Below are 15,687 nucleotides of genomic sequence, written 5' to 3'. Positions count from 1 at the left end.
CGCCACATCGGCGGCCGGGGACGGCGACCTGGTCAGGGGCCTGTCAGGCGGGGTCGGCGCCGGTCGGGTCCTCGCCCCGGTCCAGGGCCTTCCACATCTCCTCGGGCCGGTCGGGGTCGGCGGGCCTGGCGGCGCGCCGGGGGCGGGGGGCGCCGTCGCGTTCGTAGCGGCCCGACATGGCGGGCCACCGGCGTCCGTAGCGCAGGGCGAGCAGGCCGGCGAGGAGGATCAGGGCGCCGCCCGCGGCCGCCGCGTAGGGCCAGGCGGTGTGGGTGAACGAGGCGACGGTGGCCGAGGTGTCGCCGGAGGCCTTGGCGGCCTGCTCGTCGAGCGCGGAGCCGTCGCTCGCGCCGAACAGGGCGGTGGCCATGATCCCGGCGCCGGACAGCGCGAGCAGCACGGAGACGGCGAGGCGGCCGGTGCGGCGGACGGCGAAGACGGCGACGAGCGCGGCGAGGCCCACTATGGCGAGCGCCGCGGGCACGCCCGTCACGTCGCTGCCCCTGGCGGTCAGCGGGAAGGCGCCGCCGGCCACCGTGGCCGTGCCCTGCGACCAGCGCTGCCGGGTGGACAGCAGGGCCACGGCCGCGCCCAGCGCGCCGAACAGCAGGGCGAGGGCGAGGCTGCGGCGGCCCGACCGGGCGGACGCGGTCTCGGAAGGGGGGTGAGGAGCAGCAGTCACGTACTCCACTATCGCCTGAACCCCGGGCGGTTCGTCACCCGGGGTTCAGTGAGACGCGTCCTATCGGGCGGCGGGCGTCTCGAGTCCGCCGGACTTCTTCTCAGGCGCTCGGGCCGCCGAGTCAGGCGCTCGGGCCGCCGAGGCGGTTGGCGGTGTGCACGGCGCGCAGGACGGCCGCCGCCTTGTTGCGGCATTCCTGGTCCTCGGCGACCGGATCGGAGTCGGCGACGATGCCCGCGCCGGCCTGGACGTAGGCGGTGCCGTCGCGCAGCAGGGCCGTGCGGATGGCGATGGCGGTGTCGGAGTCCCCGGCGAAGTCCAGGTAGCCCACGCAGCCGCCGTACAGGCCGCGTCGGGAGGGCTCCAGTTCGTCGATGATCTGCATGGCGCGCGGCTTGGGGGCGCCGGAGAGGGTGCCGGCGGGGAAGCAGGCGGTGAGGACGTCGAAGGCGGTGCGGCCGGCGGCGACCTGGCCGGTGACGGTGGAGACGATGTGCATCACGTGCGAGTACCGCTCGACGGACATGAAGTCGACGACCTCGACCGAGCCGGGCTCGCAGACCCGCCCCAGGTCGTTGCGGCCCAGGTCGACGAGCATGAGGTGCTCGGCGCGCTCCTTGGGGTCGGCGAGCAGCTCGTCGGCGAGGGCCTGGTCCTCCTGCGGGGTGGCGCCCCGATGCCGGGTGCCGGCGATGGGGTGGACCATGGCGCGTCCGTCCTCGACCTTGACCAGGGCCTCCGGGGAGGAGCCCACGACGTCGAAGCCGTCGAAGCGGAAGAGGTACATGTACGGGGAGGGGTTGGTGGCCCGCAGGACCCGGTAGACGTCCAGCGCGCTCGCGGTGCACGCCGTCTCGAAGCGCTGGGAGGGGACGACCTGGAAGGCCTCGCCCGCGCGGATGCGCTCCTTGACGTCCTCGACGGCCGCCCGGAAGTCGGGGCCGCCCCACAGGGCGGTGTACTCGGGCAGCTCCGAGGGCGGCAGGACGGCCGGCGGCTGGGCGACCGGGCGGGAGAGGTCGGCCTCCATGGCGTCCAGCCGGGCGACCGCGTCGGCGTGGGCCTCGTCGACGCCGGTGTCGAGGTCGTTGTGGTTGATCGCGTTGGCGATCAGCAGGACGGAGCCCTCCCAGTGGTCCATGACGGCGAGGTCGCTGGTGAGCAGCATCGTCAGCTCGGGCAGCTTCAGGTCGTCGCGCTCGCCGGGGCCGATCTTCTCCAGGCGGCGCACGATGTCGTAGCCGAGGTAGCCGACCATGCCGCCGGTGAAGGGCGGCAGGCCTTCCTGGTGGGGGGTGTGCAGGGTCTCGACGGTGGCGCGCAGCGCGGCGAGCGGGTCGCCCTCGTCGGGGACGCCGACGGGCGGGGCGCCGAGCCAGTGGGCCTGGCCGTCGCGTGCGGTGAGCGTGGCGGCGCTGCGGACGCCGACGAAGGAGTACCGGGACCAGGAGCGGCCGTTCTCCGCGGACTCCAGCAGGAAGGTGCCGGGGCGCTCGGCGGCGAGCTTGCGGTAGAGCGCGACCGGGGTGTCGCCGTCGGCGAGGAGCTTGCGGGTGACCGGGATGACCCGACGGTCGGTGGCCAGCTTGCGGAAGGTCTCGAGGTCCATGGCGGCTGACCTTACTGATCCGAGGCCGGGACGCCGGAATCGGCGCCCGCGGCGTCCTTCAGGAGCACGTCGGCCTCGAAGCAGGTGCGGGTGCCGGTGTGGCAGGCGGCGCCGGTCTGGTCGACCTGGACGAGCACGGTGTCGGCGTCGCAGTCGAGGGCGACGGACCTGACCTGCTGGACGTGGCCGGAGGTGTCGCCCTTGACCCAGTACTCGCGGCGGCTGCGCGACCAGTAGGTGCAGCGGCCGGTGGTGAGCGTGCGGTGCAGCGCCTCGTCGTCCATCCAGCCGAGCATGAGCACCTCACCGGTGTCGTACTGCTGGGCGATGGCGGGGACGAGCCCGTCGGGGCTGCGCTTGAGACGCGCGGCGATGTCGGGGTCCAGGCTGCTGGGCGTGGGCGTGCTGGTCATGCCTGCCATTGTGCCGCGCGCCACTGACGGTGACCGCGCGGTGTCCACTGGGCGGACCGTGCGCGGGGTCGTAGGCTGGCCGCATGTCCACTTTCGCGAAGCGTGAACGGCTCCTGCTGGCCGACCTCTTGGAGACCGCGGGCCCTGAGGCGCCCACGCTCTGCGAGGGCTGGCAGACCCGTGACCTGGCCGCGCACGTGGTGGTGCGCGAACGCCGTCCGGACGCCGCCGGGGGCATCCTGATCAAGCAGCTGGCGTCGCGGCTGGACCGGGTGATGGAGGAGTTCGCCGCGAAGCCGTACGGCGAGCTGATCCAGCTGATCCGCACGGGTCCGCCGCGTTTCTCCCCCTTCCAGCTCAAGCAGCTCGACGAGGCGTCGAACACCATCGAGTTCTATGTGCACACCGAGGACGTCCGCCGGGCGAGGCCCGACTGGTCCGCACGCGAGCTCGACCCGGTCTTCCAGGACGCGCTGTGGTCGCGGCTGGAGCGCACCGCGCGCCTGATGGGCCGCGGCGCCCCGACGGGCCTGGTCCTGCGCCGCCCGGACGGTCGTACGGCGGTCGCCAACCGGGGCACGCCGGTCGTGACGGCGACGGGTGAGCCGTCGGAGCTGCTGCTGTTCCTGTACGGGCGGCAGAGCGCCGCCGCGGTGGAGCTGGACGGCGAGAAGGAGGCGATCGACCGGCTGCACGGCGGCAAGCAGCTCGGCATCTGAGCGGCGCGGGCGGGAGGCCGGGCGTCGTCGGCCCGGCCTCCTGGCGCGAGGTCAGCGCGGCAGTTCGGCGCGGCGCAGGTGGGGCACGCTGAGGGCCACGACGCCGCCGAGGCCGCAGACCGCTGCGCTGACGACGAAGACGGGGCCGGCGCCCCAGGCTCCGACGGCCGCGGCCGACGCCGGCATGCTGAGCGGGGTGAGGCCGACGCTGACCAGACTGGAGACGGCGGTGACGCGGCCCAGGTAGGCCGGGTCGGCCTGGGTCTGCAGCAGGGCTCCGCACACGGCGCCGCTGAGCCCGGCGAGCAGTCCGATCAGCAGGGCCGTGCCGACGGCGGTGACGAGGGTGGGCGCGAACGCGAGGGCGCCGATGGCGACGGAGCCCGCCAGGATCGACCAGCCGGCCAGCCGTCCGGCGTGCGGGAGCCGTCCTCGCAGGGTCAGCAGCAGGGAGGCGGCGCCCGCGCCGACGCCGAATCCGGAGAGCACCCAGCCCATGCCGGCGGCGCCCCAGCCGCGTTCGTCGGCCAGCAGGGTCAGGCCCACGTTGAGGGGCCCGACGAAGCCCAGGTCGCCCAGGGCGATGGCCAGCAGCAGCGGGGCGAGGACGCGGTGGCGGCGCACGTACCGCAGGCCGGCCCGCAGATCGCTCCAGGCGGTGTCGCCGGCGGCCGCCCTGTCGTCGGCGGGCAGCTTGCCGACGCGCACGGCGCACAGCAGCGGCACCGAGACCGCTATGAGCACTCCGGCCAGGGCGAACGCGGCGGCCGCGCCGCCCACCGCCACGCCGAGACCGCCGAGCGGCCCGCCGACGACGCTCGCGAAGCGGATGGCGAGGCCGCGCATGCCCTGGACGCGCGCGAGCTGCCCGCGGCTCGTCACGCGCGCGGGGAGCGCGCCCACGGCCGGCATGAAGACGGCGTCGACGGCGCCGAAGACCAGGGCGAGCAGGGCGAGCGGCCACAGACCGGGAGTCGTCGTGTACAGCAGCGCGGCCACCGCGAGGACGGCCGCGCAGCGCACGGCGTCGCTGCCGATGACGACCCGGCGCGGTCCCAGCCGGTCGGCGATCACTCCCCCGCCCAGCATCAGCAGGGCCCGCGGCACGGCGCTCGCCGTCATCACCAGCCCGGCCTGTGCGGCGGTGCCGCTCTGCACGGCGGCCCACGACAGGGCGATGTAGTAGACGCTGTCGCCGACCATGGACGCGGTGTAGGCGGTGAGCCAGCGCAGCACGTTGGGGTCGCGGTGGGCGGCGAGGTCGGGGGCGGTGCGCTGGACGGTCTCGTGCGTGGCGGTGGTCACCGGCAGCCTCTCTCCCACGGGAGCGGACACGGATTCGGGCACGGGCGCGGGCACGGCGGCGGACGCGGAGGCGGGTCCGGGGGCGGACGGGGGTCGGGGCGCCGGATCAGACACGGAACGGGAACGAGTACGTGTACACCGAGACGGTCTCGCGGCCCCGGGAGGCCTCGGAACCCTCACCGGCACCTGCGGCCTCGGCGGCGTCCGCGGCCCTGCCCCGCTCTTCGTACCTGCGCAGGAGCGCGAGCATCTCGGCGTTGAGCTCCGCCAGTTCGTCCGGGGTGAGACGCAGGATGGACTCGGAGGACTCGGCGCTGCGGTTCCACTCGGCGCCCCAGTGGGCCCGCTCGTCGAGCCAGCGCCGGTACATGTCCATGCGGTCCTCGGCGAAGAGCCGGCTGGCCGCGGTGTGCGCGGCCGCCTTCTCGGGGGCGTCGCGGAAGTCCTCGTCGCGGATGCTCACGCCGTCGGAGGAGAGCCGCCACCAGCGCTCGCGGCCGTCCGCGCTCTGCGGTTCGGCCTCCTCGATGAGCCCGTGCTCGGCGAGCTTGCGCAGGTGGTAGCTGACGAGCGAGACGGCCTCGCCGACCTGGTCGGCGAGGTGGGAGGCGGTGGCGACTCGGGCGACGGTCAGCCCGCGGTACAGCTGCATCCGCAACGGGTGGGCGAGCGCCTTCAGCGTGCCCAGGTCCGTGATCCGGCGATTGCGTTCCCTGCCTGTCATGTCCCCAACGGTAGACAGGAAAGAATAGTTGCACAATATATTTTGCGCAACTTCTCCTTCCTTTCTTGCCACGAGTAAGCCCCGGCCGCCTGGCGACCGGGGCTTACCGTGGGTCAGGAGCGCCGCGCGTCCGGGCGCGCGTCCGTCTGCGTCACCGCACCGGGTGACCCGCCTCGCGCAAGGTCTGCTTGACCTCGCCGATCCGCAGGTCGCCGAAGTGGAAGACCGACGCCGCAAGCACCGCGTCCGCGCCCGCCTCGACGGCCGGCGAGAAGTCCGTGAGCTTGCCGGCGCCGCCGGAGGCGATCACCGGGACCGTCACGTGCCGCCGCACCGCGGCGATCATCTCCAGGTCGTAGCCGTCCTTCGTGCCGTCCGCGTCCATCGAGTTCAGCAGGATCTCGCCCGCGCCCAACTCCGCCGCCCGGTGCGCCCACTCGACGGCGTCGATGCCGGTGCCCTGGCGGCCGCCGTGCGTCGTCACCTCGAAGGAGCCCGACTCCGTGCGCCGGGCGTCCACCGACAGGACCAGCACCTGCCGCCCGAACCGCTCGGCGATCTCCCGGATCAGCTCCGGGCGGGCGATCGCGGCGGTGTTGACGCCCACCTTGTCGGCGCCGGCGCGCAGCAGCTTGTCGACGTCCTCCGGGGTGCGCACCCCGCCGCCCACGGTCAGCGGGATGAACACCTGCTCGGCGGTGCGGCGCACCACGTCGTACGTGGTCTCGCGGTTGCCGGAGGACGCGGTGATGTCCAGGAACGTCAGCTCGTCGGCGCCCTCGGCGTCGTAGACCTTGGCCATCTCGACCGGGTCGCCCGCGTCGCGCAGGTTCTGGAAGTTGACGCCCTTGACCACCCGGCCGGCGTCCACGTCCAGGCAGGGGATGACTCGTACGGCCAGCGTCATGACGCGGGCACCTCCTCGTCGCCGCCCGAGCGGAACGCCTCGACCTCGACCTCGACGACCAGACTCGGGTCGACGAAGCCGGACACGATGACCATCGACGCGGCGGGCCGGACGGCGTCGAACAGCTCCTTGTGGGCGCGCCCGATGTCGTCGACGTCCCGCGCGTGGGTGAGGTACATGCGCGTGCGCACGACGTCGTCGCGGCCGAGCCCGAGCTTCTCCAGCGCGGCGAAGGCGACGTTGAAGGCGTTGACCGTCTGCTCGTACGGGCCCCCGGCGGCGATCTCGCCGTCCACCACGGAGGTGCAGCCGGAGACGAGCACCAGCCCGCTCGGCAGCTGCACCGCGCGGGAGTAGCCGAAGGCCTCCTCCCACGGTCCGCCGGACCCGATCCGACGCACCTCGCTCACCGCGCCACCGCTTCCAGGGCCTCTTCCAGGGTGAACGCCTTCGCGTACAGCGCCTTGCCGACGATCGAGCCCTCGACGCCGAGCGGGACGAGCTCGGCGATGGCCCGGAGGTCGTCCAGCGACGACACGCCGCCGGAGGCGACGACGGGCCGGTCGGTGACCGCGCAGACGTTCTTCAGGAGCTCGAGGTTGGGGCCCTGCAGGGTGCCGTCCTTGGCGATGTCGGTGACCACGTAGCGCGCGCAGCCCTCCCGGTCGAGGCGCGCCAGCGTCTCGTAGAGGTCGCCGCCGTCGCGGGTCCAGCCGCGGCCGCGCAGGGTCGTGCCGCGGACGTCCAGGCCGACCGCGATCCTGTCGCCGTGCTCGGCGATGACCTTGGCGACCCACTCGGGCGTCTCCAGGGCGGCCGTGCCCAGGTTCACGCGCGTGCAGCCGGTGGCCAGGGCGGCGGCGAGGGTGTCGTCGTCGCGGATGCCGCCGGAGAGCTCCACCTTGATGTCCATCGCCTTGGCGACCTCGGCGATCAGCGCGCGGTTGTCGCCGGTGCCGAACGCGGCGTCCAGGTCGACCAGGTGCAGCCACTCGGCGCCCGACCGCTGCCAGGCGAGGGCCGCGTCGAGCGGGGAGCCGTAGGAGGTCTCGGTCCCGGACTCGCCGTGCACCAGGCGGACGGCCTGGCCGTCGCGGACGTCGACGGCGGGGAGGAGTTCGAGCTTGCTCACAGTGTTCCGATCCAGTTGGTGAGGAGCTGGGCTCCGGCGTCGCCGGACTTCTCGGGGTGGAACTGCGTGGCCCACAGGGCGCCGTTCTCGACCGCGGCCACGAACGGCTCGCCGTGCGTCGCCCAGGTCACCCGGGGGGCGCGCATCGCGGGGTTGAGCACCTCCAGGGACCAGTCGTGGACGGCGTAGGAGTGCACGAAGTAGAAACGGGCGTCCGCGTCGAGGCCGGCGAACAGCTGGGAGTCGGCCGGGGCGTCCACGGTGTTCCAGCCCATGTGCGGCACGACGTCGGCCTGCAGCGGCTCGACCGCGCCGGGCCACTCGTCGAGGCCCTCGGTCTCCACGCCGTGCTCGATGCCTCGCTCGAACAGGATCTGCATGCCGACGCAGATGCCCATCACCGGCCGGCCGCCGGACAGCCGGCGGCCGATGATCCAGTCGCCGCGAGCCTCCTTCAGGCCGCGCATGCAGGCGGCGAAGGCGCCGACGCCCGGCACCAGCAGTCCGTCGGCGTTCATCGCCGCGTCGAAGTCACGGGTGATCTCGACGTCCGCCCCCGTGCGCGCGAGGGCGCGCTCGGCTGAGCGGACGTTGCCGAAGCCGTAGTCGAAGACCACGACCTTCTTCGCGCTCTTCGTGTTCTTCGCGGTGCTCATGCCGTTCGCGGTGCTCAATTCCACACCTCCAGCCGCATCACACCGGCGACGAGGCACATCGCGGCCCCTATCGAGAGCAGCACGATCAGGCTCCTGGGCATCTGCTGCTTGACGAAGGAGTAGATGCCGCCGGCCAGGAAGAGGCCGACGACGATCAGGACGGTCGACAGTCCGGTCATGGCTTTACAGCGCGCCCTTCGTGGAGGGGAGGATGCCGGCCGCGCGCGGGTCGCGCTCACAGGCGTAGCGCAGGGCCCGGGCGAGCGCCTTGAACTGGCACTCCACGATGTGGTGCGCGTTGCGCCCGTAGGGCACGTGCACGTGCAGGGCGATCTGCGCCTGGGCGACGAAGGACTCCAGGATGTGCCGGGTCATCGTCGTGTCGTACTCGCCGATCATCGGCGCCATGTTCTCGGGCTCGGTGTGCACGAGGTAGGGGCGGCCGGAGAGGTCGACGGTGACCTGGGCGAGGGACTCGTCCAGCGGGACCGTGCAGTTGCCGAAGCGGTAGATCCCCACCTTGTCGCCGAGGGCCTGCTTGAAGGCGGCGCCCAGCGCGAGGGCGGTGTCCTCGATGGTGTGGTGCGAGTCGATGTGCAGGTCGCCGTCGGTCTTCACGGTCAGGTCGAACAGGCCGTGCCGTCCGAGCTGGTCGAGCATGTGGTCGTAGAAGCCGACGCCGGTCGACACGTCGACCTTGCCGGTGCCGTCGAGGTCGACCTCGACGAGGACCGAGGTCTCCTTCGTGGTGCGCTCGATTCTTCCGACGCGGCCTTCGCGAGTCATGCGTTCGTCTCCTTCTTCAGTTCACGGACCGCGTCGAGGAACGCGTCGTTCTCTTCGGGGGTTCCGGCGGTGACCCGCAGCCAGCCGGGCACCCCGTTGTCCCGGACCAGGACGCCCCGGTCGAGGATCTGCCGCCACACCGCGTGGGCGTCGTCGAACCGCCCGAACTGCACGAAGTTGGCGTCGGACGGCGTGACCTCGTAGCCGGCCGCGAGCAGTTCGCCCACCAGGCGGTCCCGCTCCGACTTCAGCTGCTCGACGTACTTCAGCAGGGTGTCGGTGTGTTCGAGGGCGGCCAGCGCGGTCGCCTGGGTGACGGCCGACAGGTGGTAGGGCAGCCGGACCAACTGGACGGCGTCCACCACCGCCGGGTGCGCGGCGAGGTAGCCGAGGCGCAGTCCCGCCGCGCCGAAGGCCTTCGACATCGTGCGCGACACGACGAGGTGCGGCCGGCCCTCGATCAGCGGCAGCAGCGAGTCGCCGTGGCTGAACTCGATGTACGCCTCGTCGACCACGACGATCGACGGCTTCGCGGCCTGCGCGGCCTCGTACAGCGCGAGGACCGTCTCGGCCGGGACGGCGGTGCCGGTGGGGTTGTTGGGGGTGGTGACGAAGACGACGTCGGGGCGGTGCTCGGCGATCGCCTTCTCCGCGGCCGCGACGTCGACGGTGAAGTCGGCGTTGCGCGGCCCGGAGATCCATCCGGTCCCGGTGCCGCGGGCGATGAGCCCGTGCATCGAGTACGACGGCTCGAAGCCGATCGCCGTGCGGCCGGGTCCGCCGAAGGTCTGCAGCAGCTGCTGGAGGACCTCGTTGGAGCCGTTGGCGGCCCACACGTTGGCCGGGGCGACCTCGTGCCCCGCCGTGTCGGTGAGGTACTTCGCCAGCTGCGTCCGCAGCTCCACGGCGTCGCGGTCGGGGTACCGGTTGAGGTGGCGGGCCGCGTCGCGCACCCGCTCGGCGATCCGCTCGACCAGCGGCTCGGGCAGCGGGTAGGGGTTCTCGTTCGTGTTCAGCCGTACGGGCACGTCCAGCTGGGGCGCGCCGTAGGGGGACTTGCCGCGCAGCTCGTCCCGTACGGGGAGATCGTCGATTCCGAAGCTCACTTGGTCGTCGGCACCTTCCAGTCGAACCGCGCCTTGATCGCCGCCCCGTGGGCCGGCAGGTCCTCCGCCTCCGCCAGCGTCACCACGTGGTGCGCGACCTCGGCGAGCGCGTCGCGCGTGTAGTCGACGATGTGGATGCCGCGGAGGAAGGACTGCACGGACAGCCCGGAGGAGTGGCAGGCGCAGCCACCCGTCGGGAGGACGTGGTTGGAGCCGGCCGCGTAGTCGCCGAGCGAGACCGGCGCCCAGGGCCCGACGAAGATCGCGCCCGCGTTCCTCACCCGGTCGGCCACCGCGGCGGCGTCCGCCGTCTGGATCTCCAGGTGCTCCGCGCCGTAGGCGTCGACCACCCGCAGGCCCTCCTCGACGCCGTCGACCAGCACGATCGCCGACTGCCGGCCGGAGAGCGCCGGAACGATCCGGTCCTCGACGTGCTTGGTGGCCGCGACCTGCGGCTCCAGCTCCTCGGCCACCGCGTCCGCCAGCTCGACGGAGTCGGTGACCAGGACGGCGGCGGCCAGCGGGTCGTGTTCGGCCTGGCTGATCAGGTCGGCGGCGACGTGCACGGGGTCGGCCGTGGCGTCGGCGAGGACGGCGATCTCGGTCGGTCCCGCCTCGGCGTCGATGCCGATCTTGCCGGCGAAGTAGCGCTTGGCGGCCGCGACCCAGATGTTGCCGGGGCCGGTGACCATGTTCGCGGGCGCGCAGGACTCGGTGCCGTACGCGAACATCGCGACGGCGGTCGCGCCGCCGGCCGCGTACACCTCGTCCACGCCGAGCAGGGCGCACGCGGCGAGGATCGTCGGGTGGGGAAGCCCGCCGAACTCGGCCTGGGCGGGCGAGGCCAGGGCGATGGACTCGACGCCCGCCTCCTGCGCGGGCACCACGTTCATCACCACGGAGGACGGGTAGACCGAGCGGCCGCCGGGCGCGTACAGACCGACCCGGTCGACGGGCACCCACTTCTCGGTCACGGCGCCGCCGGGCACGACCTGGGTCGTGCGGGTCGTACGGCGCTGCTCGCGGTGGACGAGACGGGCGCGGCGGATGGACTCCTCCAGGGCGGCCCGCACGGCGGGGTCGAGCCCGTCCAGCGCGTCGGCGATCGCCCGCGCCGGGACGCGGACGGATTCCAGCCGCACCCCGTCGAACCGCTCGGCGAAGTCGATCAGCGCCGCGTCGCCCCGATGATGCACGGCCTCGCAGATCGGACGCACCTTCTCGAGGGCGGCCGAGACGTCGAAGTCGGCTCGGGGCAGCAGGTCGCGCAGGGCGGGTCCCTCGGGAAGGGCGTCGCCGCGCAGATCGATTCGGGAGATCACGTGGCCAATTCTCTCAGACCGGGATCGGGCGTCGTCCGCGCGTATCAATGGCTGATACAGACCGTGGCCGGAATCGGAAGATCGCCTTCACGCCGGGTGTTCGGGCGGTCACCCGGCGGGCAGAACAGCCGGGGGCGAGACCCATGAGTCACAAAGGGGGAACGGGTGACTGCGGTGACCGACGGCGCCGGTGACCTGCCGGACGACCTGACCGCGGCCGAGGCGGGCATGTGGCAGGCCTTCCGCAACGGCAGCGTGTACGACCTGAGCAGCGGGGACACGGTCGTCGACGATCCGCACGGGGGCCGTCCTTGGGGCGGGGCGCGGACCGTGCGGGCCCGGACGGTCGCCTGGCTGCTGCTGGACGGGCCGCCGGCGCTGGCCGGCCGGGTGGCCTCGCTGAAGCTGGCCGGCGTGCAGATCAGCGGCTCGCTGGATCTCGCGGGCGGCACGGTGGTGCCGTACGTGGAGATGAAGCGCTGCCGCTTCGAGCAGGACGTGCTGCTGCCGGAGGCGCGGTTCACGACCATACGGCTGGTGGACTGCTCCGTGCCGCGCCTGGAGGCGGCGCGGGTGCACACCGAGGGCGATCTGCACCTCCCGCGCTGCCGCTTCCACAACGGCGTGCGGCTCACCGACGCGCACATCGGAACGGACCTGCTGCTGAACCAGGCGATCGTCCACCGGGACCGCACCGGCCGCTCGATCGCCGCCGACGGCATGACGGTCGGCCAGGACCTCCAGGCCGAACTGCTCGAGTCGCACGGCGAGCTGAGCCTGCGCAGCGCCAAGATCGGCGTGTCGTTGAGTCTGCGCGGGGCGCGGCTGGTCAACCCGTACCGGCGGCTCGCGCTGAACGCGCCCCAGCTCACCGTGGAGCGTTCGCTGTACCTGACCCCGGCGGGCGTCGGCGGACACGCGCTGAGCGGCGTCACCCCGGCCCGCGGCACGCGGATCCAGCGTTTCGAGTGCCGGGGCGGGATACGCCTGGACGACGGCCGGTTCGGGGACGCGGTGGACCTGGAGCGGGCCCGGTTCGTCCTCACGGACGACCAGGAGCTGTCGCTGCGCCGGGTGCAGACGCCCGAGCTGCGCTTCCTGGGCGAGCAGCCGCTGCGCGGCAAGGTGGTCCTGTCCGGCGCCCGGGTGATCAATTTGGTGGACCGGGCGAGCGCCTGGCCGGGTCCGGGCGCGCTGCACATGGGCGGCTTCGCCTACGAGAACCTGGTGCCGCAGGGGCCGTTCCCGTTGACCGAGCGGTTGCGCTGGGTGGCCGCGGCGACGGCCGAGTACGCCCCGGAGCCCTACGAGCGGCTGGCGGCCGTGCTGCGGGGCGGCGGGGAGGACGAGGACGCGCGCGAGGTCCTGCTGGCCAAGCAGCGCCGTCGTCGCGAGACCCTGCCGCCGGCCGCGAAGCTCTGGGGCTACGCACAGGACTGGACGGTCGCCTACGGGTACCGTCCGGGCCGCGCGGCGGTGTGGATGGCGGTGCTGTGGGCGGCGAGCTCGCTGGCGTTCGCGCACGCGGCGCACCCGCCCGTCGACCGGCAGGGGCACCCGCCCTGGAACCCGGCGCTGTTCGCCCTCGACCTGCTGCTGCCGGTCATCGACCTCGGGCAGGTCGGCCAGTGGCAGCTCAGCGGCGGCTGGCAGTGGCTGTCGTCGGCGCTGGTCCTGCTCGGCTGGATCCTGGCGACGGCGGTGGCGGCGGGGGCGACGAGACTGCTGCGCCGGGGCTGACGGCCCTTGCTTCGAGGCTGACGGCTCCTGCCTCAACGCTGACGGGGCGTGCTTCGAGGCTGACGGGGCGTGCTCCGGGTTGACGTGGCGCTCGGGCAGAAAACCTGTTGCACGCACGCCCTTTACCATCCCTTGACCTGGGAGCGTACAACTTTCCACAGGTTGCGCGAACCCTCTGGCGGAATCTGAAGCCACGGCTTTTCAATGGTCGGCACCATGGCTCTGCTGCCCCCCTTCATCCGCGCCTCCCGGAGCTCCCGGCAGGCACGGAACGCCGCCCCCCACAGCGCCGCCGGGCTCCCCGCCGACGACGAGGTGCTCCTCGACGTGCCCGACGACCGGCTCGGTCCCGCGCTGGTCGCCGCCGCCCTCGGCGCCTACGCGCCCGCCGCCGAACTGCTGGCCCACACCAGGGAACGGGCCGAGTGGGAGTATCGCGACCGGTACGCGACCCGGCTCGCGGCCTTCGCCCGCTCCCGCCCGGAGTGGTTCGAGGACTGGCGCGCCGCCGCCCCGCGCGATCCCGACGTCCTGCTCGTCGCCGCCCAGCTCGCCGTGGCGCGGGCCTGGCAGTCGCCGGCCCGCGCCGAGCTGCTGCGCGAGGTGAGCCCGCTGATCACCGCCGCCGCGCAGAGCGACGTCCGCGACCCGGTGCCGTGGCGGATAGCCCTGGACCACGCCCGCGGCTCCCGGGCCGGGCACAAGTACTTCGGCGAGCTGTGGGCGGCCGCGGTGCGCCGCGCCCCGCACCACTACGGCTGCCATGTCGCCGCCAAGCGCTATCTGGCCGAGTCCTGGCACGGCTCCCACCGCGAGTGCTTCGACTTCGCCGACCGGGCCGCGCAGGACGCGCCGGCCGGCTCCCTCGTCCAGGCGCTGCCGTCCCGCGCGGCCTTCGCCTATCTCACCGACGGCTGCGGCCCCGAGGTGCCGCGCGAGCGGCTGGACGCGGCAGCCGACCGCGCCATCGCGCTCTCCGCGCGCTTCCCGGCCGCCGACCCGTGGCCCGCCGAGATCCGCAACGTGCTGACGTACGTCCTGGTGCGCCTGGACCGCCGCGACGACGCCCTCGCCCAGCTGCGGCTGATCGGCCCGTACGCCACCTCCTTCCCCTGGGGGCGGCTGTCGGACGACCCGCTCGGCCACTTCCTCGCCGTGCGCGAGGAGGTCCGCTCGGGGCCGTCCGAACGCCCCCCGTGGCAACCGGGTGACGGGCACGGCGGACGAGCCCGGCCGCTGGACCATTAGGCTTCTGCGTCGTGACCACCGTCCGTCTGCCGCTCTTCCCGCTGAACTCGGTGTTGTTCCCGGGACTCGTGCTCCCGCTCAACGTCTTCGAGGAGCGCTATCGCGCCATGATGCGCGATCTTCTGAAGACCCCCGAGGAAGAACCGCGCCGGTTCGCCGTCGTGGCCATCCGTGACGGCCACGAGGTGGCGCCCAGCGCCCGGGGGCTCCCCGACCGCACCGCGGTGACCGAGCGCGGCCCGGCCGCCGGGTTCGGCGACGACCCCGCGAGGACGTTCCACGGCGTGGGCTGCGTGGCCGACGCGGCGACGATCCGGGAGCGCGCCGACGGCACCTTCGAGGTGCTGGCGACGGGCACGACCCGCGTCAAGCTGCTGTCGGTGGACGCTTCGGGCCCCTTCCTGACGGCGGAGCTCGAAGAGCTGCCGGAGGAACCGGGCGACGAGGCGGGCGCCCTCGCCGAGGGCGTGCTGCGCGCCTTCCGCCAGTACCAGAAGCGGCTGGCGGGGGCCCGCGAGCGCTCGCTGGCCACCGGCGCGGACCTGCCGGACGACCCGTCCGTGGTGTCGTACCTGGTGGCGGCGGCGATGATGCTGGACGTCCCGAGCAAGCAGCGCCTGCTGCAGGCCCCCGACACGGCCTCGCGCCTGCGGGACGAGCTGACCGTGCTGCGCGCCGAGACGGCGATCATCCGCAGCCTGCCCTCACTGCCCGCGGCGGATCTGACCCGCGCCCCCACCAGTCTCAACTGAAGGCCCCATGGCGAAGAAGCCCAAGAAGCAGCAGCAGTCCGGCGGCACCCCCGCGACGGTGGCCCTGACAGCGGCGGGCGTGGACTACACCGTCCACGCCTACGACCACGACCCGAGCCACCCCTCCTACGGCGAGGAGGCGGCCGAGGCGATGGGCGTCTCCCCCGACCGCGTCTTCAAGACCCTGGTCGCGGACGTGGACGGAGCCCTCACCGTGGCGGTGGTCCCCGTCGCGGGCTCCCTCGACCTGAAGGCCCTGGCCTCGGCGGTGGGCGGCAAAAGGGCGGCGATGGCCGACCCGGTCCTGGCCGAACGCACCACGGGCTACGTCCGAGGCGGCATCTCCCCGCTGGGCCAGCGCAGGAAACTCCGCACGGTCCTGGACGCCTCGGCGACGCAGCACGCCACCATCTGCGTCTCGGCGGGCCGCCGAGGCCTGGAGATCGAACTCTCCCCCACAGACCTGACCGCCCAGACCACCGCCCTACTGGCCCCCATCGCCCGCCCCTGACCCCTCCAGCCCGTCCGCCTTCCAGCCCGTCCGGCGTTTGAGGACGAGGCCGTCCAGGCCGATCCCGCGACCCGG

At 73.4% G+C, this 15,687-nt stretch carries 18 protein-coding genes; 5 read left to right on the top strand and 13 right to left on the bottom strand.

Features of this window, described 5'->3' with window-relative positions:
• Window positions 1–43: 43 nt before the first annotated feature.
• The 3 genes from ABT300_RS20400 to hisI form a co-directional block, all read right to left on the bottom strand.
• Window positions 44–691, bottom strand: coding sequence for a TIGR02234 family membrane protein (locus tag ABT300_RS20400; protein WP_351677529.1), 648 nt, complete (start codon window positions 689–691; stop codon window positions 44–46).
• 112 nt (window positions 692–803) lie between these two features.
• Window positions 804–2,291, bottom strand: coding sequence for an anthranilate synthase component I (locus tag ABT300_RS20395; RefSeq protein WP_351677527.1), 1,488 nt, complete (start codon window positions 2,289–2,291; stop codon window positions 804–806).
• 11 nt (window positions 2,292–2,302) lie between these two features.
• Complete coding sequence (hisI, locus tag ABT300_RS20390) at window positions 2,303–2,704, bottom strand: phosphoribosyl-AMP cyclohydrolase (RefSeq protein ID WP_351677525.1); 402 nt, start codon at window positions 2,702–2,704, stop codon at window positions 2,303–2,305.
• Window positions 2,705–2,787: 83 nt separating this feature from the next.
• Between hisI and ABT300_RS20385 the strand changes: the two genes are divergently transcribed.
• Entirely contained in the window at window positions 2,788–3,423 is a 636-nt protein-coding gene (locus tag ABT300_RS20385) for a TIGR03085 family metal-binding protein (protein ID WP_351677523.1), read from the top strand.
• A 51-nt stretch (window positions 3,424–3,474) separates the two neighbouring features.
• Here the strand turns inward: ABT300_RS20385 and ABT300_RS20380 are convergent, their stop codons facing one another.
• The 10 genes from ABT300_RS20380 to hisD all read right to left on the bottom strand — a co-directional run bounded on the left by ABT300_RS20380 (window position 3,475) and on the right by hisD (window position 11,361).
• Window positions 3,475–4,728 carry an MFS transporter gene (locus ABT300_RS20380; RefSeq protein WP_351677521.1) on the bottom strand — a complete coding sequence of 418 codons (1,254 nt, stop codon included), beginning with the start codon at window positions 4,726–4,728 and terminating at the stop codon, window positions 3,475–3,477.
• A 106-nt stretch (window positions 4,729–4,834) separates the two neighbouring features.
• On the bottom strand, window positions 4,835–5,452 hold the full coding sequence (locus ABT300_RS20375) for an ArsR/SmtB family transcription factor (protein ID WP_351677519.1): 618 nt from the start codon (window positions 5,450–5,452) through the stop codon (window positions 4,835–4,837).
• Between the two features lie 151 nt (window positions 5,453–5,603).
• Window positions 5,604–6,359, bottom strand: coding sequence for an imidazole glycerol phosphate synthase subunit HisF (hisF, locus tag ABT300_RS20370; RefSeq protein WP_351677517.1), 756 nt, complete (start codon window positions 6,357–6,359; stop codon window positions 5,604–5,606).
• Window positions 6,356–6,769 (bottom strand): RidA family protein, encoded by a 414-nt coding sequence (locus ABT300_RS20365; protein WP_351677515.1) that lies wholly within the window; start codon window positions 6,767–6,769, stop codon window positions 6,356–6,358. The genes hisF and ABT300_RS20365 overlap by 4 nt, the downstream gene beginning before the upstream one ends.
• Window positions 6,766–7,491, bottom strand: a complete 726-nt coding sequence (gene priA, locus ABT300_RS20360) for a bifunctional 1-(5-phosphoribosyl)-5-((5-phosphoribosylamino)methylideneamino)imidazole-4-carboxamide isomerase/phosphoribosylanthranilate isomerase PriA (RefSeq protein WP_351677513.1) — start codon at window positions 7,489–7,491, stop codon at window positions 6,766–6,768. The genes ABT300_RS20365 and priA overlap by 4 nt, the downstream gene beginning before the upstream one ends.
• Entirely contained in the window at window positions 7,488–8,147 is a 660-nt protein-coding gene (gene hisH / locus ABT300_RS20355) for an imidazole glycerol phosphate synthase subunit HisH (protein WP_351677568.1), read from the bottom strand. The genes priA and hisH overlap by 4 nt, the downstream gene beginning before the upstream one ends.
• Window positions 8,148–8,161: 14 nt before the next feature.
• Entirely contained in the window at window positions 8,162–8,326 is a 165-nt protein-coding gene (locus ABT300_RS20350; protein ID WP_173985677.1) for a CG2302 family histidine operon protein, read from the bottom strand.
• A 4-nt stretch (window positions 8,327–8,330) separates the two neighbouring features.
• A complete protein-coding gene (hisB, locus tag ABT300_RS20345; protein ID WP_351677511.1) occupies window positions 8,331–8,933 on the bottom strand; it encodes an imidazoleglycerol-phosphate dehydratase HisB in 603 nt (200 codons plus the stop codon).
• Window positions 8,930–10,039 (bottom strand): histidinol-phosphate transaminase, encoded by a 1,110-nt coding sequence (locus ABT300_RS20340; RefSeq protein ID WP_351677509.1) that lies wholly within the window; start codon window positions 10,037–10,039, stop codon window positions 8,930–8,932. The genes hisB and ABT300_RS20340 overlap by 4 nt, the downstream gene beginning before the upstream one ends.
• Window positions 10,036–11,361: a histidinol dehydrogenase gene (hisD, locus tag ABT300_RS20335; protein ID WP_351677507.1), complete on the bottom strand. Its 1,326-nt coding sequence runs from the start codon at window positions 11,359–11,361 to the stop codon at window positions 10,036–10,038. The genes ABT300_RS20340 and hisD overlap by 4 nt, the downstream gene beginning before the upstream one ends.
• Before the next feature lie 165 nt (window positions 11,362–11,526).
• Here hisD and ABT300_RS20330 point away from each other — a divergent pair, with 165 nt between their 5' ends.
• The 4 genes from ABT300_RS20330 (at window position 11,527) to ybaK (ending at window position 15,612) form a co-directional block, all read left to right on the top strand.
• Entirely contained in the window at window positions 11,527–13,101 is a 1,575-nt protein-coding gene (locus ABT300_RS20330) for an oxidoreductase (protein WP_452991676.1), read from the top strand.
• A 204-nt stretch (window positions 13,102–13,305) separates the two neighbouring features.
• Complete coding sequence (locus ABT300_RS20325; RefSeq protein ID WP_351677505.1) at window positions 13,306–14,349, top strand: hypothetical protein; 1,044 nt, start codon at window positions 13,306–13,308, stop codon at window positions 14,347–14,349.
• 11 nt (window positions 14,350–14,360) lie between these two features.
• Complete coding sequence (locus tag ABT300_RS20320; RefSeq protein ID WP_351677503.1) at window positions 14,361–15,101, top strand: LON peptidase substrate-binding domain-containing protein; 741 nt, start codon at window positions 14,361–14,363, stop codon at window positions 15,099–15,101.
• 7 nt (window positions 15,102–15,108) lie between these two features.
• Complete coding sequence (ybaK, locus tag ABT300_RS20315) at window positions 15,109–15,612, top strand: Cys-tRNA(Pro) deacylase (protein WP_351677501.1); 504 nt, start codon at window positions 15,109–15,111, stop codon at window positions 15,610–15,612.
• The last annotated feature ends 75 nt before the right edge of the window (window positions 15,613–15,687 follow it).

The organism is Streptomyces sp. NPDC001027, from assembly GCF_040299045.1.
Lineage (GTDB): Bacteria > Actinomycetota > Actinomycetes > Streptomycetales > Streptomycetaceae > Streptomyces.
Note: the sequence above shows the minus strand (reverse complement) of the source record. Positions and strands in the feature narration are given on the sequence as shown.